At 64.7% G+C, this 19455-nt stretch carries 21 protein-coding genes and 2 pseudogenes; 12 read left to right on the top strand and 11 right to left on the bottom strand.

Features of this window, described 5'->3' with window-relative positions; translation table 11 throughout:
- Positions 1-114: 114 nt before the first annotated feature.
- Complete coding sequence (locus AC0L2Z_RS30740; RefSeq protein ID WP_023799058.1) at positions 115-1044, bottom strand: hypothetical protein; 930 nt, start codon at positions 1042-1044, stop codon at positions 115-117.
- Between the two features lie 289 nt (positions 1045-1333).
- Here AC0L2Z_RS30740 and AC0L2Z_RS30745 point away from each other — a divergent pair, with 289 nt between their 5' ends.
- From AC0L2Z_RS30745 to AC0L2Z_RS30765, 5 genes are all read left to right on the top strand, one after another.
- Positions 1334-1597 (top strand): hypothetical protein, encoded by a 264-nt coding sequence (locus tag AC0L2Z_RS30745; RefSeq protein WP_023799059.1) that lies wholly within the window; start codon positions 1334-1336, stop codon positions 1595-1597.
- A 249-nt stretch (positions 1598-1846) separates the two neighbouring features.
- Complete coding sequence (locus AC0L2Z_RS30750) at positions 1847-2074, top strand: hypothetical protein (protein WP_027154287.1); 228 nt, start codon at positions 1847-1849, stop codon at positions 2072-2074.
- A 356-nt stretch (positions 2075-2430) separates the two neighbouring features.
- Positions 2431-2652, top strand: a complete 222-nt coding sequence (locus tag AC0L2Z_RS30755) for an alkylphosphonate utilization protein (protein ID WP_023799061.1) — start codon at positions 2431-2433, stop codon at positions 2650-2652.
- Between the two features lie 140 nt (positions 2653-2792).
- Positions 2793-3155, top strand: a complete 363-nt coding sequence (locus tag AC0L2Z_RS30760; RefSeq protein ID WP_287259862.1) for an SPW repeat protein — start codon at positions 2793-2795, stop codon at positions 3153-3155.
- Between the two features lie 539 nt (positions 3156-3694).
- The gene (locus tag AC0L2Z_RS30765; RefSeq protein ID WP_287259859.1) at positions 3695-5662 is read left to right on the top strand and encodes an acyltransferase family protein; all 1968 of its coding nucleotides are present in this window, start codon (positions 3695-3697) and stop codon (positions 5660-5662) included.
- Positions 5663-5707: 45 nt separating this feature from the next.
- On the opposite strand, the pseudogene AC0L2Z_RS30770 reads toward AC0L2Z_RS30765, so the two are convergent.
- Positions 5708-6235 (bottom strand): annotated as a pseudogene (locus AC0L2Z_RS30770) (ABC transporter ATP-binding protein); the annotation flags it as partial.
- On the opposite strand from AC0L2Z_RS30770, the pseudogene AC0L2Z_RS30775 reads away from it, so the two are divergent.
- Positions 6213-6329, top strand: a pseudogene (locus tag AC0L2Z_RS30775) (ATP-binding cassette domain-containing protein); the annotation flags it as partial. The pseudogenes AC0L2Z_RS30770 and AC0L2Z_RS30775 overlap by 23 nt on opposite strands.
- Positions 6330-6483: 154 nt before the next feature.
- Here the strand turns inward: AC0L2Z_RS30775 and AC0L2Z_RS30780 are convergent.
- From AC0L2Z_RS30780 to msuE, 4 genes are read right to left on the bottom strand one after another with little or no spacing between them, the layout of a single operon-like run.
- Positions 6484-7482, bottom strand: coding sequence for an ABC transporter substrate-binding protein (locus AC0L2Z_RS30780; RefSeq protein WP_128246995.1), 999 nt, complete (start codon positions 7480-7482; stop codon positions 6484-6486).
- Between the two features lie 57 nt (positions 7483-7539).
- Positions 7540-8388, bottom strand: coding sequence for an ABC transporter permease (locus AC0L2Z_RS30785; protein WP_128246994.1), 849 nt, complete (start codon positions 8386-8388; stop codon positions 7540-7542).
- A 26-nt stretch (positions 8389-8414) separates the two neighbouring features.
- Complete coding sequence (locus AC0L2Z_RS30790; RefSeq protein ID WP_287259857.1) at positions 8415-9779, bottom strand: LLM class flavin-dependent oxidoreductase; 1365 nt, start codon at positions 9777-9779, stop codon at positions 8415-8417.
- Between the two features lie 54 nt (positions 9780-9833).
- Positions 9834-10385: an FMN reductase gene (msuE, locus tag AC0L2Z_RS30795; protein WP_128246992.1), complete on the bottom strand. Its 552-nt coding sequence runs from the start codon at positions 10383-10385 to the stop codon at positions 9834-9836.
- 231 nt (positions 10386-10616) lie between these two features.
- Between msuE and AC0L2Z_RS30800 the strand changes: the two genes are divergently transcribed.
- Positions 10617-11213: a DUF922 domain-containing Zn-dependent protease gene (locus AC0L2Z_RS30800; protein WP_023799064.1), complete on the top strand. Its 597-nt coding sequence runs from the start codon at positions 10617-10619 to the stop codon at positions 11211-11213.
- A gap of 202 nt (positions 11214-11415) precedes the next feature.
- Here the strand turns inward: AC0L2Z_RS30800 and epmA are convergent, their stop codons facing one another.
- Entirely contained in the window at positions 11416-12459 is a 1044-nt protein-coding gene (gene epmA / locus AC0L2Z_RS30805) for an EF-P lysine aminoacylase EpmA (RefSeq protein ID WP_287259983.1), read from the bottom strand.
- Between the two features lie 129 nt (positions 12460-12588).
- On the opposite strand from epmA, the gene efp reads away from it, so the two are divergent.
- Entirely contained in the window at positions 12589-13155 is a 567-nt protein-coding gene (gene efp, locus AC0L2Z_RS30810; protein WP_128170705.1) for an elongation factor P, read from the top strand.
- A 285-nt stretch (positions 13156-13440) separates the two neighbouring features.
- Here efp and AC0L2Z_RS30815 read toward each other — a convergent pair whose 3' ends face one another.
- From AC0L2Z_RS30815 to AC0L2Z_RS30825, 3 genes are all read right to left on the bottom strand, one after another.
- A complete protein-coding gene (locus AC0L2Z_RS30815; protein ID WP_023799068.1) occupies positions 13441-13713 on the bottom strand; it encodes a hypothetical protein in 273 nt (90 codons plus the stop codon).
- Positions 13714-13819: 106 nt separating this feature from the next.
- Positions 13820-14419, bottom strand: a complete 600-nt coding sequence (locus AC0L2Z_RS30820) for a DUF6456 domain-containing protein (protein WP_287259855.1) — start codon at positions 14417-14419, stop codon at positions 13820-13822.
- Between the two features lie 87 nt (positions 14420-14506).
- Positions 14507-14899 (bottom strand): hypothetical protein, encoded by a 393-nt coding sequence (locus tag AC0L2Z_RS30825; protein WP_051407815.1) that lies wholly within the window; start codon positions 14897-14899, stop codon positions 14507-14509.
- 458 nt (positions 14900-15357) lie between these two features.
- Here AC0L2Z_RS30825 and AC0L2Z_RS30830 point away from each other — a divergent pair, with 458 nt between their 5' ends.
- Complete coding sequence (locus AC0L2Z_RS30830; protein WP_023799071.1) at positions 15358-16053, top strand: XRE family transcriptional regulator; 696 nt, start codon at positions 15358-15360, stop codon at positions 16051-16053.
- Between the two features lie 228 nt (positions 16054-16281).
- Here AC0L2Z_RS30830 and AC0L2Z_RS30835 read toward each other — a convergent pair whose 3' ends face one another.
- The gene (locus AC0L2Z_RS30835; RefSeq protein WP_473630124.1) at positions 16282-16584 is read right to left on the bottom strand and encodes a hypothetical protein; all 303 of its coding nucleotides are present in this window, start codon (positions 16582-16584) and stop codon (positions 16282-16284) included.
- Positions 16585-16895: 311 nt separating this feature from the next.
- On the opposite strand from AC0L2Z_RS30835, the gene AC0L2Z_RS30840 reads away from it, so the two are divergent.
- The 3 genes from AC0L2Z_RS30840 to dinB all read left to right on the top strand — a co-directional run bounded on the left by AC0L2Z_RS30840 (position 16896) and on the right by dinB (position 19308).
- Complete coding sequence (locus tag AC0L2Z_RS30840) at positions 16896-17144, top strand: hypothetical protein (protein WP_287259851.1); 249 nt, start codon at positions 16896-16898, stop codon at positions 17142-17144.
- 122 nt (positions 17145-17266) lie between these two features.
- Positions 17267-17725 (top strand): GNAT family N-acetyltransferase, encoded by a 459-nt coding sequence (locus tag AC0L2Z_RS30845; RefSeq protein WP_287259849.1) that lies wholly within the window; start codon positions 17267-17269, stop codon positions 17723-17725.
- Positions 17726-18066: 341 nt separating this feature from the next.
- Positions 18067-19308: a DNA polymerase IV gene (gene dinB / locus AC0L2Z_RS30850; protein ID WP_287259847.1), complete on the top strand. Its 1242-nt coding sequence runs from the start codon at positions 18067-18069 to the stop codon at positions 19306-19308.
- Positions 19309-19455: the final 147 nt, after the last annotated feature.

Consider the following 19455-nt stretch of genomic DNA (forward strand, 5'->3'; position numbering starts at 1 on the left):
ATGATCGGGCATATTGAGCCGGCATGCAACGTCCCCACCTTCGTGCCAGCGAGCCCCGCGCGAGCGACAAGCGGTCTTCGTCTCTCGCTCAGCCCGGGGTCAGACGGCCCGGTGTCAGGCGGAATGGCTCAGCCAATGACGGTCGAACACGTCGACGATGGCGCGGAATTCGGCCGGCGGGATCTGGCTGGCGCCGCCGTCGCTGTCTCCGACGAGGAATTGCGCCAGCTGCCGGTCAACCGCTTCCGTCTGCTCGACGGACAGGCCAAGCGATGCCAGATCGGCGGCGATCGATCCGTCGGGCGGCAGATATCCGCCCCATGCCTGGGGCGCCGGATTGCGCAAGCGGACCATCAGGATTCGGGTCAGCGACGGCTGCGGCTCCGGGCCGATGATGGTGGTGCCGCACAAATAGCCGCCAAGCACGCTTCCCGGCCGCGAGTGCGGAAACAGGCACAAGAAGAATTGCGCTTCGCCGCTGGCTTCCTTCAGATGCGCATAAAGCCCGCGTTTTGCCGACGTCATCTGCCCACCGAGCAGCAGCTGCCCGGTCGGCAAGGCCTCGCGATAGGCGGCGGTCAGGCCGTTCGCCCCCGGCCCGACCTCAATCGACAGGCTGCCCCTGATCAGCTGGCCGCGATAGTAGGGCGACAAGGCGCTCGAATAACAGGCGTAGGTTCCGGCAAGGGCCAATCCAGGGCTCCGCTCCTCATGCCCGGCAGCGGTTTCGAAATGCGCATTGGCGCGGCGCTCCAGTTCGGCCCTGTCGATGCCGTGGCGGGCACAGATCGCCGCGGTAAAACCTGGCAGGTCGCTCTCGGCGATCCAGGCGCCGGGCTGCTCCAGCTTGAGCAGCTTCGTCCAGTCGTCGTAGACGCTGAGCTCGCGTGGCTGGGAGCGCCCCTGCAGCCATTTATCGGCGCGGCCGAGGTCGAACGCCGTCTTCGGGTTGACGCCCCGGAACGCCGCCGCAAGGTCCTTGCGGGTGACGGTCCCCAGCACGGCCGCGGTCAGCCGCAATTTCTGCGCGATATGCTGTGCCATCCTACCCGCCCCTTTATGCCGCCGCGAGGATAGCACGCGCCGGCTATACTTTTCCACAAGCTAATATTCCAGAAATTCCGGAGAATTCCACGCCCCTCCACGCGCCTGCGCTTTTCGCCCCGCCGGGCGGCGCTAAGGTCGCGCAGGGCAGGGGCAAGTTATGAAACTCACGCTATTTAGGCCTGAATACCAACACCCTTCCTCAGTCATTTGAACGACGGCGAAGCCGAGCTCTCGGCACCGGCACAAACCAGCGTAGATGCCGCCTCAACAAGGAAGGAATAATTCGATGTCCTGGATTGCCTCCCCCAAAATCCCTTTCACCGCGGTTGCGGCTGGATCCGCTGCACTGCTGCTGCTGACCTTCGGGCCGGATGGACCGTCGCGTGCCGCTGCCGGCTCGCGCGCGGCAGCGACATATGGCAAGGCGGCTCCTGCGGCGCCGGTCATCGATCCGACGCGCATCGAAGTCGACGGCGGCGCGCACGTGATACGCTTTTTCATCGACGGCAAGCAGGTCGCCCTGCTCGACTCGAACGGCTTCAGGGATTGATCTTAACACCAGCGTTGGCCGCGACATTGAGCGGCCAAGCGCAACTGGATGTCTGGGTTCTGTCGCGGCCGCTCCAAGCTTCGGCCTGATGCGGCTGCAAGCCTACACGTGCCGGCAACTGCTCACATTGTACTTTTCCACAAGCTAATATTCCAGAAATTCCGGAGAATTCCACGTCCTTCCACACAGCGGCCGTGTTCGGGCCGGCGGCCGCGGTTAACCTTACGTTAACCATGGAGGGACCTCGTCATGAAACTTGCCCTGTCTGCACTTCTCACCGTGCTCGCACTTTCGCAAGCCGTGGAGGCCAAGACGAAAGCCGTTGCCACCGATGCCAAAGCGTCCTCAGCCGAGAAAAACCGGCCGCCGCTCGACAACAAGTCCACCAGCGGGATCACGTCGTCTGATGCGACGGCGGCGCCAGCCGACAACAATGGATCCAGTCTGTATCCGCCGGCGATCTATTTCAATTTCTAGAGTCCCTCCATCCGTTGTGGGGCTCAATCTTTAACCGGCCGTACGCCGCTTGCGGTGTCCGCGATCGACGGGTCTGCATTTCGACAGGTCACCTGTTCGACAAGTCACTTGTTCGACAGGCCACTTGATCGACAGGCTTAGCCGGCGGCGCGCCAGGCTGTGATCCTCCACCTTCCGGTGAAATCGGCTTCAACCACGAGGCATCGCCGACTTCGACGGGCGATACGGCCTCCTGACATGAGCAACAAGGGTGCCCTGCCCGCTTCACGCGCCAGCGATGGCACAGTTGCCAGCACGCTTGACCTTGCCCCCATCCGCCGGATAGTGCGCTATCCCCTTCGATGAAAGACCCTGATATGACAGACGCGATCGCAAGAGACAGCAACGGCGCCCAGTTGAACGAGGGCGATTCCGTCACCCTGATCAAGGATTTGAAGGTCAAGGGCACGTCGGAGACGATCAAGCGCGGCACGCTGGTGAAGAACATCCGCCTCACCGCCAATCCCGGCGAGATCGAGTGCAGCACCAAGCAGGTCAAGGGCCTGGTGCTGAAGACCGAGTTCCTGAAAAAGGCGTGATCGCGCCCGGCACTCAGGTGCGTAACCGGCCGCCCCCGGCGCCACTCCTTGAAAGCGCGCGAAACTGCGATATATCAATGACTAAGCGTGCGTTGCACGCGACGTAGTGCTTTGGTCAAGCTTCATCTGTGGAGGTTGTCATGGCAAACGATCTGATGGAAGGAAAGAAGGCCCAGGATTGGATCAACCTGATCCTTGCGGCATGCCTGTTCATCTCACCCTGGGTTATCGGCTTCGCTGCTGAAACCGCTGCTGCCTGGAACGCCTGGATTGCCGCGGTCGTGCTCGGCGCCTTGGCGCTCGCGGCGCTTTCAGTATTCGCCGAATGGGAAGAGTGGGTGAACCTTGTCGTCGGGCTCTGGCTGATCGCGTCGCCCTGGCTGCTCGGCTTCGTGGCAAACGGCAACGCAATGGCGACCCACGTTGTCCTCGGCGTGCTGGTGGTTGCGGCATCGGCCTGGGCAGTCTGGGACTCCCGTCATCATCCGCCAGCGCATGCGTGATCGGTGACGACTGATGCTTGTCGCCCAAAAGCATGCCCTCGGGCCTGACCCGAGGGTGCGCAGCGGTTTTGGGGGTAACGACAGGCACAGAAACAAAGACTTAAAGCGCGTCGATTTCCTTTCGAACGCGAGGCGCTTAAGGGAGGAGCGCGGCGCGCGAGCGGCGGGCTCCTTCTAAAGCCTGAGATCGGGCCCGCTAGAGTGTTTTTGCAGCCAGGAGGAATCTGGCGTTGCGGAAATGCGGCTAAAACGAACAGATAGAGCGGACGCCAGTCAAATTCGCACGCCTCCCGCCCGCCGTATCCCGGCCAAATTGTCTTTTTGTGCTCCAAAATCCCGCCGCCCAAAGTCCGCCGCCGCGGATGCGGATGGCAGCGCTGGCGCGGCGTTCGCTGAGGACGCACCCACGAGCATGCCGCACTGCACCCGGCAAACTTCCACTTATGTTGCACTGCGTTAGATTTGTTGCATTGCAATATCCATGCATTGCGTCGAGTCTTCGCACGGGTGGCTTTTCAACGACTTCGCGAGGTTTTGCCGTGTCAGCATCGTTTCGGCCTGATATCGAAGGGCTGCGTGCGTTGGCGGTGTCCGGCGTCGTCGCGTTCCATTTTGGTCTGTCGGACCTGCCTGGCGGCTTCACCGGCGTCGACATCTTCTTCGTCATCTCCGGCTACCTGATCACCGGCCAGCTGCTGCGGGAAATCGCCGAGGACGGCAGGCTGGACCTGTGGCGGTTCTATGCAAGGCGCGCCCGGCGCCTGCTGCCGGCCTCGCTGTTCGTCATCTTCGCCACGCTGGTCGCCGGCTACTTCATCCTGTCGCCGGACGAACAGTCGCTCTATTCGAAAGGCGCCATGTTCGCCTCGGCCTATGCGATCAATTTCTGGCTGATACGCTGGTCGTTCGACTATTTCGCCCCCGATGCGGCGAACAACCCCTTCATCCACTTCTGGTCGCTCTCGGTCGAGGAGCAGTTCTATTTCGTATGGCCGGGGCTGCTTCTGCTGGCGGCATGGCTGCGCCCGGGCAAGCGCACGGCGATCCTGGTGATCGGCCTCACCGGCGCGGTGTCGTTCGCCGTCTGCGCCTGGCTCACCACCGTGGCGCAGCCCTGGGCCTTCTATTTCTCGCCGCTCAGGGCCTGGGAATTCGCCGCCGGCGGCCTGGCGACGATGGCACCGGTAAAATTCTGGCGAGAGCGCCCGCAACTGGGCGCAGCACTGGCATGGCTTGGCCTGGCGCTGATCGCCGGTGCCTATCTGACCTTCAGCGAGCAGGACACCCCCTTCCCCGGCTTTGCGGCGGTGGTGCCGGTGGCCGGCACCGTGCTCCTGCTGCTCAGCGGCTCCGGCAATGTCCAAAGAGGGCCGAGCGCCATGCTGGCGCTGCCGCCCCTGCAATGGGTGGGGAAACTTTCCTACTCACTTTACCTCTGGCACTGGCCGGTCATCGTCTATGCGACGATGATGGTGCCCGACCTGGCCTGGCCGGGGCGGCTTGCCTGCGCCGCATTGACGCTGGCGATGTCGCTCTTCACCTATAATTTCATCGAAAACCCGATCCGTCGCAATGGCTGGCTGATGGCGAACGCGGCGCGCGCGCTAATCCCCGCCGCAATGCTGACCGGCGCCGGCGTCGTGGCGACTTACGCCAATGCGCGCCTTGCCGTGGACGGCCTCGACCCCTCGCAACGCATCGTTGCCGAAACTGCCGCGCAGCCCTCTACCGCGCGCGCCAAGGTAGGCTGCGTTGTCGACTACGAGACAGTGACGCCGAGGGCCTGCGAGTTCGGCGCCAAGAATGCCGAGCGCTCGATCGCGCTGTTCGGCGATTCGCATGCCGATCACTGGTCGACGCCGCTGATCGAGGCGGCGAAGAAGAACGACTACAAGGTCGTCACCTGGCTCAAAGCCGCCTGCCGGGCATCGCGGCTGACGGTCTGGAGCTCGAAGCTGAAGCGTGACTACACCGAGTGCGATCAATGGCGCGAGCAATCGATCAAGGAGATCATCGCCCTGCGCCCGAGCTTGGTGGTGATCTCGGAAATCTCGCTGACCAGTTCGCGCAAACTGTCGCCCGACGCCCGGCAATCCGAAAGCCTCGATCAGGACTGGCAGGGCGGCCTGCGCGCAACGCTGGAGGCGTTCAGCCAGGCCGGGCTGAAAGTCGCCTTCATCCGCGATGTGCCGTTCAACACCCTGTTTGTCGACACCTGCGTGGCCCGCGCGCTGTGGCGTGGACAGACGCCATCGGTATGTGACGCGCCGCGAACCGACGCCGCCAACGACGCCATGGCCGCGGTGGAGCGTGACATCGTGCGCGCCGTCCCCAACGCGACCTACATCGACATGACCGACCGGTTCTGCGACGCCAAGACCTGCCATGTCTTCATCGATGGCAAGCTGGCCTATCGCGACCGCCACCACATGGCGACGCCCTTTGCGCAAACACTGGAGCCGACGGTCGAGCGCGCGCTGTTCTCGACCGGGGCGGCCGGGAAGTAAGGCGCGCAAGACGCGCCTTTCACCAGCGTCTCGGTGCCCCCAGTCTCAGTGCAAGCCAAACTCGCGCAGCAGTTCTTCGCGGTAGCGCACGAACCGGCTCTCGCTGCGATCGCGGGGGCGCGGCAGTTCAACCTCGACCAGCCGTGCTGTGCCGCCCTTCTCCCTGGGCAGGATCAGCACCCTGTCGGCAAGATAGATCGCTTCTTCCAGATCATGGGTGACCATGACCATGGTGACGTTCTCCTCGCTCCAGATGCGTGCCAGTTCCTCCTGCATGCCGATCTTGGTCATGGCGTCGAGCGCGCCTAGCGGCTCGTCGAGCAGCAGGATTTCAGGTTGCACGGTCAAGGCCCGGGCAATGCCGACGCGCTGTGCCATGCCGCCCGAAAGCTGCCTGGGATAGGCATCGCTGAATTCGGCCAGGCCGACGAGCGCGGTATAGAAGCGGGCCTTGTCCTCGGCCTCCGCCTTGGGCACGCCCCGCACTTCGAGGCCAAAGGCGACGTTGCCGAGCACCGTCAGCCAGGGCAGCAGGCGCGGTTCCTGGAAGATGACCGCGCGCTCGGCGCCGACGCTCAACCTCGACATCCGCTCCGGCGAATGTCTCGTCATCGTCGGCGTCAGCGGATCGGGCAAGACCACGCTGCTGCGCATCCTTGCCGGTCTTGAGGCCGCCGACAGCGGCGGTGTCGCGATCGACGGCAGGCCGGTCCATGGCGCCCTCAGCACGGCAAGCAGGCGCCCGCCGAGGGTGAAGGATTTGGAGAGGTCGCGTATCGTGACCCTCGCCGCCGCTTGTGCTGGCCATGGCCGTCTCCCGATCAATTGGTTTTCGTTTCGCCGCGCCCGTAAAGAATATCCGCGGCTTTCAGCCTGCCCTTGGGCAGCCGGCCGTCGCGCTCGAGCACGCCGATCCAGAAGTCTATGTCGCGGTCGTCGGCCTTCGCCCCTTCGCGCAGCCCGAAGCCGGTCCAGTAGCGCGCCAGCTCGCCATTTTCGCCGCGTTTATCGAGGATCTCCGCAAGCACCTTGCGCGCCTCGTTCGGGTTCTGGCGCGACCAGTCGGCGGCGCGGGCCGACTGTTCGACGAAATTGCGGGCGCCATCCGGATGCGCCGCGATGAAGTCGCGCCGCAGGACAATGAAGCCGCCGGCCAGTTCGCCCAGCACGTCGGTGTCGTTGAACACGCCGCGCACACCGCCCTTGTCGACCAGCGCGCCGGCAAACGTCGCCTGCCAGTAGCCCAGTGCCGCGATATCGACCTGGCGTGACCGCAAGGTCTGTTCAAGCTGCGGCCCGGGCACGACGACGAGGTTGGCGGCATCAGGCGGCAGGCCGACGCCGTGCAGCGCCTCGCGGACGGTATAGTCGAGATGGGCGCCGAGCGTGTTGACCGCAATGGTGTTGCCGGCGATGTCGGCAATCGATTTGATCGGGCTGTCTTCCAGCACGTAGAAGATGCTGCGCACTTGGCCGTTGATGCCGTTGCTTGGATAGGCAGCGACGAAGTCGTTGCCGCCGGAGATCGAATTGATCACCGCAGCGGTTGCGGCCGAGCCGAGATCGACGCTGCCGGAGGCGAGCGCGAACAGCGATTCCGGGCCGCCGCTGGAGTACCCGACATTCTCAAGCTTGACGCCGACGTCCTTGAAATAGCCGAGCGCGTCCGCCAGCTCATGCGGCGAGATGCTGCCACGGCTGGCGAGGTAGCGCAACGTGACCGGCGCGGCTTGCGCAACGGCAAAGCGAGGCAGGCCGGAGGCGATGATGCCGGCGGCAAAGGGAGCGCCTGCAAGCAGGGAACGGCGAGTGATTGGCATGGTCCGGACTTTCGTGTTGGAGGATCGGGCCTGTTGGAGAGGATGGTTGAAAGCTGGTCAGTCGATGGGATTGCTCCAGCGGCAGAGCCGCCGCTGCAGGCCGACCAGCGCCTGGTTGGCGATCAGGCCGAGGCCGGCAAGGATGACGATCGCTGCAAACATCAGCGGGATCTGGAAGTTGTACTGCGCGTTCATCACCTGGAAGCCGATGCCCTTGTTGGCGCCGATCATTTCGGATGCGATCAGCAACAAGAGCGCCGTGGTCGCACTCAGCCTCAAGCCGACGAAGATCGAAGGGACGGCCCCCGGAAGCACGACCCGGCGAAACGCGGTGACCCGCGTGGCGCCGTAGACCCGGGCCATCTCGAGCAGTTTCGGATCGACTTGCTTGACGCCGCTGATGGTGTTGAGCAGCAGCGGAAACAGCGTCGCCCAGAAGATGACGAAGACCTTTGATGCCTCCCCCAACCCGAGCAGCAGGATGAACACCGGATAGAGCGCAAGCGCCGAGGTCTGCCGGAAAACCTGCAGGATCGGGTCAAGCGCGGTTTCGACGGCGCGCACCTGGCCCATGAACAGACCAAGCGGGATGGCAACCGCCCCCGCCGCCGCGAAGGCGAGGCCGGCGCGCTGCAGGCTGATGGCGATATCGCCAAGCAAGGTGCCGCCGGCCAGACCATTCCACAGTGCGGAGACGATCGTGTCGACCGGCGGCAGCACCGCGGCGTTGACCCATCCCGCGCTGCTCGACACCTGCCAGATCGCGAGGAAGCCGATCAGGATGCCGTAGCGGGACAGGAAGCGGATGACAGTGCGGTTGGCCAGGCGCGGGAAATCGGCGCCAAGGCCGGTTCTGCCGTCATGTGCATCGATCGTCACCCGCTGCTCGATGTGTTGCAAACTCATCGTCTTGCCCTTTGCTTCAAGAGAATCTATTCGGCGGCCAGCACCTTGGAGCGGGCGGCGGTCCAGGGGTTTTCCGGCCGCCTGAGGCCGAGATTCTCGCGCAGCGTCCTGCCCTCGTAGGCGGTGCGGAACAGGCCGCGACGCTGCAGCTCGGGGATCACCAGGTCGACGAAATCGTCGAGCCCGCCGGGCAGCCACGGCGGCAGGATGTTGAAGCCGTCGGCGGCGTCATTGCCGAACCATTCCTCCAGCTGATCGGCAACCTGCGCCGCGCTGCCGATCACGGTGTAGTGGCCGCGGGCCGTCGCCACCCACTGGTAGAGCTGGCGGATGGTGAAGTTGTGCTCGTCGGCAATCTGGCGGATCAGCGCCTGGCGGCTCTTCATGCCTTCGGTTTCCCGGCTCGGCGGCAGCGGTCCGTCGAGCGGGTAACCCCTGATGTCGAGCGTCTGGCCGGCCAGCCCATTGAGCAGGGCCACGCCATCCTCGGGCAGGATCAGCTCGTTCAGCTGCTGGTACTTGGCGCGGGCTTCCTCTTCGGTGCGGCCGACGAAGGGGGCTACGCCCGGCATGATCAGCACCTGCCCGGGATCGCGGCGGACTGCCGCCACGCGCGCCTTGATATCGCGGTAGAATTCTTGCGCCGAGGCCAGGTTCTGATGGGCGGTGAAGATGACCTCAGCCGACTGGGCGGCGAGCTTGCGTCCGTCCTCCGACTGCCCGGCCTGCACCACCACCGGGTGGCCCTGAACCGGGCGCGGCACATTGAGCGGACCTTTGATGCTGAAATGCCGGCCCTTGTGGTCGATGTCGTGAAGCTTGTCCTTGTCGTAGAAGCGCCCCGACTTCTTGTCGCGGATGAAGGCATCGTCTTCCCAGCTGTCCCATAGCGCCTTGACCGTCTCGACATGTTCATGCGCGCGGGCATAACGCTCGGCGTGGGCAGGCTGCGTCTCGCGATTGAAATTGCGCGCGGTCTCGTCACCCGCCGAGGTCACCACATTCCAGCCGGCCCGGCCGTTCGACAGCAGGTCGAGCGAGGCGAACTTGCGGGCGAGCGTATAGGGCTCCTCATAGGTGGTGGAGGCGGTGGCGATGAAGCCCAGATGCGTGGTGAGCGGCGCCAATGCGGCAAACAGCGTCACCGGCTCGAACCCGGCGATCTTGGCATTGCCGCCTTCGCGGGCGCCGAGGCCGACGGTCAGATTGTCGGCCAGGAAATAGGCGTCGAACAGGCCGCGCTCGGCGGTCAGCGCGAGCTGCCTGTGGAACTCGAAATTCGTCGCGCCGTCGGCCGGCGCGTCAGGATGGCGCCAGGCTGCGATATGCTGTCCGCCACCGGGCAGGAAAGCACCAAGCTTGATCTGCCTCGACTTGCTGGGTCTGGTCATTGCGGGCTCCTTCTGAGCTGTGCGGGAAGCGAATTGAGGACACGGGGCCGGTATTCAGGCGGCAAGACCGACGCTGCGTGGCACCGCACGGCATGCTTCGGCGACCGCTTGGCTGGCGCGAGCATGGATGGCTTCGGACACCAGCACGCCGTTGGCGAAGTCCTTGTCGGAGGCGTAGATCGCGGTCGGCAGGGTCAAAGCCTCGAAGAAGCCGAACAGCGGCCGCAGCTGATGTTCGACCACCAGCGAATGACGATCGCCGCCGCCGGTTGCAGCAAGGATCACCGGCTTTCCCCGCAGGGATGACGGGTCGAGCAGGTCGAAGAAATGCTTGAAAAGCCCGGTGTAGCTGCCTTTGAAAGTCGGCGAGCCAACCACCAGAACGTCGGCGCCCAGCAATCGCTCGACGATGTTCCTGGCCGATGGATCCAGATCGCCAATGCGCCTTGCCAGCGGAAACGACCGACCGAGATCCTCGATGTCGAAAACGGTCGAGGCTGCACCGGTGCTGCTCGCCACCTCCGCAACGATGTGGCTGATGAACGCCTTGGTCTTCGACGGACGGGTCAGGTTGCCCGACAGCCCCACCACCAGATTTTTCGACATTTGGGCTCCTCGCAAAACGCTTGTGTGCATTAACTCTACTAAGTTTATAGAGTTTAATGAGAAAGAAGATTTCAAAACGAGCCCGCCAAGCGGATTGAGTTTGCGGCACATCGCCGTTGATTGGTTCTTTCGACGCGAAATGCGAACGGCGAGTTCGGCAACGGCGCCTTGACCGCATTCCGGCCATGCGTTGATGATCTCACACCAAAGGCATCGCCCCGGAGGATTCGCATGAAAACAGCCGTTCTGACCTACCTGCTCCTGGCCATTTTGCTGGCGTCGCCGGCGCAGGCGGGCTGGAAGCCGGTCGAGAAGGTCGAGACCTACGCCGTTTCAGGGCAGACCGGTCCCCAGCTCCATGCCTCGATGGGCGAACGCGGGCCGACGATCGGCAAAAGCAGGGTCCGCGCCATGGCCTATACCAACTTCAAGCTGACCTGGGTCAGGGACTATCAGCGGCAAGGCAATGCCTGTGTGCTGGTGTCGGCGCGCCCAAAACTCATCATAACCTATACCTTGCCCAAAGCGTCCGGGCCGGTGCCGGCCGCCGTGCAGAAGAGCTGGGACGTTTTCGCCGCTGGCCTCGCCGCCCACGAAAAGGTGCATGGCGACATCATCGTCGACATGGTCCGCAAGATCGAGACGGCGACCATCGGCCTGTCCGTCGCCGACGATCCCGGCTGCAAAAAGATCAGGACCGAAATGACCACGCGGCTTGCCGAACTCTCCCAGGCGCAGCGGCAGGCAAGCCGCGATTTCGACCGGGTAGAATTCGCCCCGCGCGGCAATCTGCAGCGGCTGATCGTCGCTTTGCTGATGGGGCGGTAGTATTGTGACGCCTGAGCGAGGCACCCCCCTCTGCCCTGCCGGGCATCTCCCCCTCAAGGGGGGAGATTGCGCCTTCGCGTCGCTCCGGCCTCAATCGCCGATGTTGAAGGACGAGGTGCGGCGTTGCGGTCAGCCAATCTCCCCCTTTGAGGGGGAGATGCCCGGCAGGACAGAGGGGGCGCCGTAGAGTGCAGGCCTCGCCTCACCCCGTCACCGGCGTCCACATCACATCCTCGACCCGCATCGCCCCCGTCGCCAGCATCACCAGCCGGTCGAAGCCGAGTGCGGCGCCGCTTGCCTGCGGCATGATGGCCAGTGCGGCGAGGAAATCCTCGTCGATCGGATAGCGTTCGCCGTAGATGCGCTGCTTCTCGTCCATTTCGAGGATGAAGCGCCGGCGCTGCTCGTCGGCGTCGGTCAGCTCGCCGAACGCATTGGCCAGCTCGACGCCGCAGCAATAGAGCTCGAAGCGCTCGGCGGTCCTCGGGTCATCGGCGCTCGGCCGGGCAAGGGCGGCCTCCGAGATCGGATAGCCGTAAAGAATGGTGGCGCGCCCCTGCCCCAGCGCCGGCTCGATCTTTTCCACCATCACCCGGCTGAACAGATCGGCCCAATTGTCGTCGGGCGCGGTGCGCAAGCCCGCCTGGACCAGAGCCGCATGCAGCGCCTCGCGATCGGTGCTGCCGTCGGCGGCGACCGTGACCAACAGATCGATACCGGCATAGCGGATAAAAGCCTCGGCGACGCTCAACCGTTCCGGCTCGGCGAACGGATCGGCCTCGCGGCCGCGAAAGGCGAAGCGTTTCGTGCCGGCGCGCTCGGCGGCCAGCGCGACAAGCCCGGCGCAATCCTGCATCAGGCTGTCGTAGGTCTCATCGGCCCGGTACCATTCGAGCATGGTGAAGGACGGATGGTGCAATGGGCCGCGCTCGCGGTTGCGATAGACGGCACTCAGGCTGAAGATGCGTTTCTCGCCGGCGGCGAGCAGCTTCTTGCAGGCGAATTCCGGCGAGGTGTGCAAATAGAGCGGCTGGTGCCGCCCATCTGGGCCGAGCGCCTCGGTGGCGAAGGCCGACAGATGCGCCTCGTTGCCGGGCGAGACCTGCAGCGCCGCGGTCTCGACTTCGACGAAGTCGCGGCGGGCAAACCAGTCGCGCACGGCCGCGGTGATGGCGTTGCGCAGGATCAACCGCGGCCGCCGGTCGGCGTGAACATCAGGCGTCCACCAGGGCGAGGCGGCGGTCATGGCGACAGGATTTGCATCGAGGACTGGCGATTGCCGCCAAGATGCGCTAGGCCGCACCGAACGGCTCCCGCAGCCGATTTGCGCCATTCGGCGCTCCCAGGCCAGTCAACGCTGTTAGGAATAAAGCCCGTGAAGGTCATCGCCAGTTCCCTACGCAAAGGCAATGTCGTCGAAAAGGACGGCAAGCTCTATGTGATCCTCTTTGCCGAAAACATCCATCCGGGCAAGGGCACGCCGGTGACCCAGCTCGACATGCGCCGCATCTCCGACGGGGTGAAGGTTTCGGAGCGCTACCGCACCACCGAGCAGGTCGAGCGCGCCTATGTCGAGGAGCGCGAGCATACCTTCCTCTACCACGACGCCGAAGGCTATCATTTCATGAACCCGGAAAGCTATGACCAGGTCGCGGTGCCGGAAAGCGTGGTCGGCGAGATGGCGCCCTATCTCAAGGAAGGCATGGCGGTGCAGATTTCACAGTACAACGGCATCGCCATCTCGCTGGTGCTGCCGCAGCGCGCCACCTTCGAGGTGGTCGAGACCGAGCCGGTGACCAAGGGCCAGACGGCGTCCTCGTCCTACAAGCCGGCGACGCTGTCCAACGGCGTGCGCACGCTGGTTCCGCCGCACATCACCGCCGGCACCCGCGTGGTGGTGATGACGGCTGATGGCGCCTATGTGGAGCGCGCCAAGGACTGAGAGGCAGGATCATTTTTGTCGTCGCTGAAGGTGTCGCGCGCGATGAATGCCAAGGCGCAACTCACGCCGGTGCCGCCATGCGTGCCGTCTCCTTCACTGAACAGTGCAGATTCAGCCAAGGATGAAACCCGCCACCAGAACCGTAAGGATCATCGACAGCGGGACGGCAAGCAGGCAGCAGGCCTCCAAGGTGTTGATTTGCCAAGAGTTCATCGGGCGCTTCCCAGTTGGTTTCCTGTCTAAACGGTCAGACCGGGATGGCAGTTCCACGAAAAATCTCCCGCGTCATTCCGTGCCACGATCATGCCGATCGACACGAACCTCGGTCATCCAGCGGGCACGCGCCAGATGCGTCGCCCAGGCGCGGAATGCCCGTTCTGGCTCCTGCTCCGGGTCAATGTGCAGGACGGTGTGGGCGACCTCACGCCAATCGGCGCTGTCCGCCGAAGCATCGAGCAGCCGGATGTAAGTCAGCATGCAGTGCTCGTCATACGCGGTCAGCGCCGAAGACGTCGGCGCCGTATCTGCGAAATGAGCGTTTTGCGGCATCTTTGGCATTGTGATCTACCAGCAATGGCGCAGCGTAACAGGCCGTCGGGAAACCCGCGCCCTTCAATTGGAGGACGCTGGCCAAAACGCATTGCCAAACGCCCCGTTTGCCCCTTCACCACGGCCGCCGCATCAGCATCATGCCGTAATGCACCGCCAGCAAGTCCAGCCCGATTTTGAGCAGTTTCGACAGCACATCCCGCGGCTCGCCGGTCTGTTCGGCCAGGCTCTTCACCGTTTCGCCGGCGCAGCAGACTTTTTGCACCACGACCGACACCTCCCAATGCGCAAGCGCCCTGGTGGCGTCGGCATAGGCGCGGCCGGCGGACAGGATGCGGTCGGCAACGCCGCCGCCGATGCGTCCGCCGTCGACGCGCTCGATCAGCGCCATCGGCTTGACGCCGTCCTGTGCCGAGACGCGAAAATCCTCGCGGTAGCGCATGCCCGCCTCGCGCTGCTGGCGCGACAGCGAGGTGATGCCGGTCAGCGGGTCGACATTGCGCACCCGCACAATCCCGCCGGTCGCGGTGTGGCCGTTATTGGACACCTCATAGACGCGCCTCGCCTCCAGCGTGCCGGTCGCCAGCCGCTTGCGGCCAAAGGCATCGTCCTTCAGCGCGAAATCATGACCGACCTGCTTGCGGATGCGCACCTGCTCGGCCTCGCCCGTGGGTAATTTGGGCGGTTTGGCCTTTTGGGCGGTCTTCTTGCTCATCTGTGGCTCCTCGCTGGGCTCCTCCGCTCAGCGGGGGCGAGGAACCGGGCCGCCGTGCTTGGCGAGAAGACTCTCGACCGATGCCGCTCACGCTGCGTCCGCGAGAGCCGTACGGCGATGGTCGCAGAACCGCGCCGCGTGATAGGCGCAGTAGCTTTTCAGCGGCCGCGTGCGCAAGCCGCAGCACAGCATCGCCAGTGCCGGCCGGCTGCCGGGCGCGTCGTTTTCGGGATTTTGCTCGAGCGTCAGGTCGAGCGGTGCGCGGCAGCGGTTGAACAGGCAGTCGATGAAGCGCATGGCCGCGACATGCGGCTGGCGCCCGACGGCGGCAGCGGGGCGCGGCGACGGCAGCTTGAGGGCCTCGCCGTCGGGCCCTTGGATCTCGCGCACCAACGGGCGCTGCGGCAGCCAGACCGGCGGCGCCAGCCTGGCCGGCGTGCGGGCGATGCTTTGCAATTTTGTGTCGGTATAGGCGGGCATGATGTTCTTCCATCGAGATCGAAAGGGTTGCGTAGATGCCGAAGCTGCCCCCTCTCCCCGTTCACGGGGAGACGATGCCGGCAGGCAGGTGAGGGGCGGCGCGGCGTCGCCGATTACCTCTCCCAGGGGAAACCGCCCTGCCCGTGCGCCGGTCGAAGACGATGACCGTGCCGTCCTCGGTGCGGCTGCACGAAAGGCCGCATTGCACGCGCCGAAATTCGGGGCCGGAGCCGTGAGGGGACGGCTCCGGCCGTTCCGGTCGCCGCCGCTGACGGCAGGGCCACCGGATCCGAGGCGCGAGCCTCGGGCTTCGTCCCGGCCGGGGAGGAGGACAGCCGGGACGGATGGGAAAGCGAGATGGAGCGTGGCTTGTGCATGGCTATATGTAAGCATAACTCAAGAAATATGCAAGCCATTCTTTCATGGACGAAACCGATTCTTATGTTTCAGATGGCGCCATGGCGAAAACCTCATTGTCGATCAAGGTCGGGGCGGCGATCCGCAAGGCGCGCAAGCAGCGCGGCCTGGTGATGCGCCATATTGCCGAGCACAACGACACCGACGTCGCCGCTGTCGGCAATTGGGAAACCGGCCGCAACCTCCCGAAAACCGAGAACCTTTTGAAGACCGCCGCCTTCCTGCGCGTCGACCCGGTGGCGCTCGGCAAGGGCGAGGTCGTCTTCCTCGACGACGCCGACAATGTCGCCGACGCCGAGATCGTCACCGACGCCGCCCCCCTGCCCGCCGGCCCGATGGACATCGAGCTTCTGGGTGCCGCGGTCGGCGGCGACGACGGTGACTTCACCTTCAACGGCGAGGTCGCCGGCTATGTCCAGCGCCCGCCCGGCATCGCCCATCTGCGCAAGGTGTTCGCGCTGCACGTGCTCTCCGACTCGATGGTGCCGCGCTACGAGCCCGGCGAGATGCTCTATTGCGGCGGCCGCGACGCTGTGCCCGGCGACCACGTGGTGATCGAGATGTTTCCCGAGGAAAACGAGCGCAACGGTAAGGCCTTCATCAAAAAGCTGGTCAAGCGGACCGCCGCCGAGTTGGTCGTCGAGCAGTACAATCCGCCGAAGTCGCTGACCTTCAACCGCTACGCGATAAAACACGTCTGGCGCGTCATCCCGCTCAAGGAACTGCTGGGGTACTAGGGCGGCGGCGGAGCGCGCCCTTCTCCCCTTGTGGGAGAAGGTGGATCGGCGCGTAGCGCCGAGCCGGATGAGGGGTGCTGGACGGAATGAGGCATCGGCAATCCGTCGCCTTCGCTTCACTTCCCTGGAGCAAAGGCAGGCGTTGGCGATCCGTCCAACACCCCTCATCCGACCTCGCTTCGCGAGGCCACCTTCTCCCACAAGGGGAGAAGGAATCGCCACTCCCCATCAAGCCCGCCTGGATCTCTCCAGCGGAACCTCGCGCTCGCCAAGCATCCGCGCCTCGGCGCGGCGCTGCTGCCGCTCGTCGATGAACGCCGCCTGGATCGAGACCGCCGCGCCCGGCAGGCCATCGGCGCGACAGGCCGAGCAGCGAAGCCGCCCCGAGAGCGCCGCCAGCGGCGTCTGCGCGCTCACCCCGAATCGCCTCAGCTCCGCCGGCTTCCACCATCTGTTTCGACCGCAAGCGATACACTCGACCGCGATCGAGACGACCTCGGCGATCGTTGCTTCCTTGCCCGGCAATGCCATCGTCCCTGATGCCTCAGTTCCTGTTTTGTTCACAACATTAGGGGTTTTTCCCGAAGAGTCGAGTCGGTTCCGTTCAACCCATGAAAAAGTTTAACTTGTGCCATTTTTTGAGTTATGCTTACATGCGGTATCCCAGATGAATGGGCGACGGGACCGGGTCTCCGTCGCGCCGCCGCCAGCCAAGGAGACGAAGATGGACGCCCTCTCCGCCCAGTTCGCCCGCGATTGCGGCTATACCGGCGACAGCCCGGCCATGCTCGCCGCCCTCGCGGCTATCCGCCTCGACGGCATAGGCCGGGCGCGCCTCGGCCATGGCCAGCAAGGCGCTGGTCGACCGGCTGAAGCTCGGCGAGGCCTTGTTCCTAGCGGCGATCCGCCCGGCGCAGTCGGCTGAGGAGGCGCTCGAGGACGCCGCCCGCTTCATTGCCTGTTATCGCAATATGCCGCGCTGGCGCCAGGAAAGGCGCGGCGCCGATCTCGCCCGCGCCAGGCAGCAGCTTCTGCTGGCGCGCTTCTTCCGCCGCTACGGCCACCGCCTCTGGTCACGGCAGGCGGCGTAAGCTGGAGGTCGGCGAGGCCATCAGCTGGGAATGCCTAGCGCCGGTCGCCCGCACCGCGACGCACATATCGCGAATGGCTGGACCGCACGTGCCGTCACTAATCCACACCGTATGTCCACTCGATGAGCGAGATCAAATTCCGTCGCGCGCAAGCGCCCGATCTGCCGGCAATTGTCGCACTGCTTGCCGACGATGCGCTCGGCGCCGGCCGCGAAGACCCGTCGACGCCGCTCGTGCCGTCCTACCTCGATGCATTCAGCGCAATCGATTCCGATCCCAACCAACTGCTGGCCGTGGCCGTCGAAGCCGGGCAAGTGATTGGAACCCTGCAGCTCAGCTTCGTTCCGGGTATATCCAGGAGAGGCGCCTGGCGCGGCCAGATCGAAGGCGTTCGCGTCGCGCAGCAATGGCGGTCTCGCGGCGTCGGCAAGCAGATGATCGAATGGGCGGTTGAAGAATGCCGTTCGCGCAACTGCAGCTTCGTTCAGCTCACGACCGACAAGAGTCGACGGAAGGCGCACGCTTTCTACGAGGGCCTCGGTTTCATCGCCAGCCATCTCGGCTACAAGATGGCGCTGTAGCGCTCGATTGGGCTGATTGCCGAAGTCGGCGCCGCCCCTCATCCGCCTGCCGGCACCTTCTCCCCGTATAGTGACGGGGCGAAGGTGGCTGGCCGCAACCTCGGCACCTTTTCTGCATCGCTGGAGATTGGCGAAACCCTTTGCGAAGACTGTCCTTCTCCCCGTCCCTATACGTCCCTATACGGGGAGAAGTGCCCGGCAGGGCGATGAGGGGCAGCGCAAACCTGAAGCGACTACCCTCCACCTCCTTGACAATCCGCCCTGTTTGTTCTCTTTATGTTCCACAAAAACCCACCCTCAAGACAATGCGGCGTTCGAACCGCCGCGGGCGAACGGGCCGGATGGAAGCCAACATCCTCCACGCTGATCTGGACGCTTTCTATGCCTCGGTCGAACAGTTGCTCGACCCCGCCCTGCGCGGCAAGCCGATCGCCGTCGGCGGCGGCGTCGTCTTGGCCGCGTCCTACGAGGCCAGGGCTTTTGGCGTGCGTGGCGGCATGCCGGGCCGGCGCGCGCGTGAGCTCTGCCCCCGGCTGATTTTCGTCGGCGGCCATTTCAAGGATTATCAGCGGCTCGGCGATGCGGCTATTCAAGTGCTCGGCGATTTCACGCCGGTGGTCGAGCGGATTTCCATCGACGAGGCCTTTGCCGACGTAGCCGGCTGCACCCATCTGTTCGGCCCGCCGACCGAGATCGCGACAACCATCCGCCGCCGCGTGCGGGCTGAGCTTGGCTTGCCGATCTCGGTCGGCGTGGCGCGCACCAAGCATCTGGCCAAGATCGCTTCGCAGGTGGCCAAGCCCGACGGGCTGGTGGTGGTCGATCCGCGCCACGAGCTGGAGTTTCTTCACGAGTTGCCGGTCGAGCTGATGTGGGGCGTCGGTCCGGTCACCAGGGAGCGGCTGGCCGGCATTGGCGTGCGCACCATAGGCGAGTTGGCGAAGTTTAACGCCAAATCGCTGGAGCGCCTGCTCGGGCCGGCGGCGGGCGAAAAGCTCAACGCGCTGGCCTGGAACCGCGATCCACGAAAACTCGAGACGCAGCGTCGGGCACGATCGGCCGGCGCGCAATCGGCGCTCGGCAGGAAACCGGCCGAGGCAAAAATCTTCGTGCCCACCCTCCTGCATCTGGCCGACAGGGTCGCCACCAGGCTGCGGGCGAAATCCCGGCCCGGCCGCACGGTGACGGTCCGCGTCCGCTTTGCCGATCTGCGCTCGGTGACGCGTTCGATCACGCTCGACCAGCCGATTTCGGCAACCGCGATGCTGGCCGAGATCGCCGAGACGCTGGTGCGCAAGGTGCTTGTCGACCATCCGCACGAAAAGACCATTTCGCTGCTGGCGATCGCCGTGTCGCATCTGGAGAAGCAACCGGCCCTGCAGTTGGAACTGCCGCTCGGCCTCGATGACGACAGCCACCGCCCCGGCACCAGCAAGGGCGCGGCGCGCTGGATCGCCGACCGCGCCGTCGACAAGATCCGCGACCGTTTTGGCTGGGAGGCGGTCGGCTACGCCTCGGTCACGCTCGGGCAGTCGCGATCGGTTCCTGACGCGTTTCGCGAGTTGGCCGAGAAGGAACTGTAGGGGAGTAGGGGAATAGGGGAATGGCCCTTGGAATGGCCCCTTCTTGCCCACTGCCCACTGCCCACTGCCCACTGCCCACTGCCCACTGCCCACTGCCCACTGCCCACTGCCCACTGTTATGAGAATCGGGAGCTGACGAGGAAGGAG

The sequence above is a fragment of the Mesorhizobium sp. WSM4850 genome (assembly GCF_055811735.1).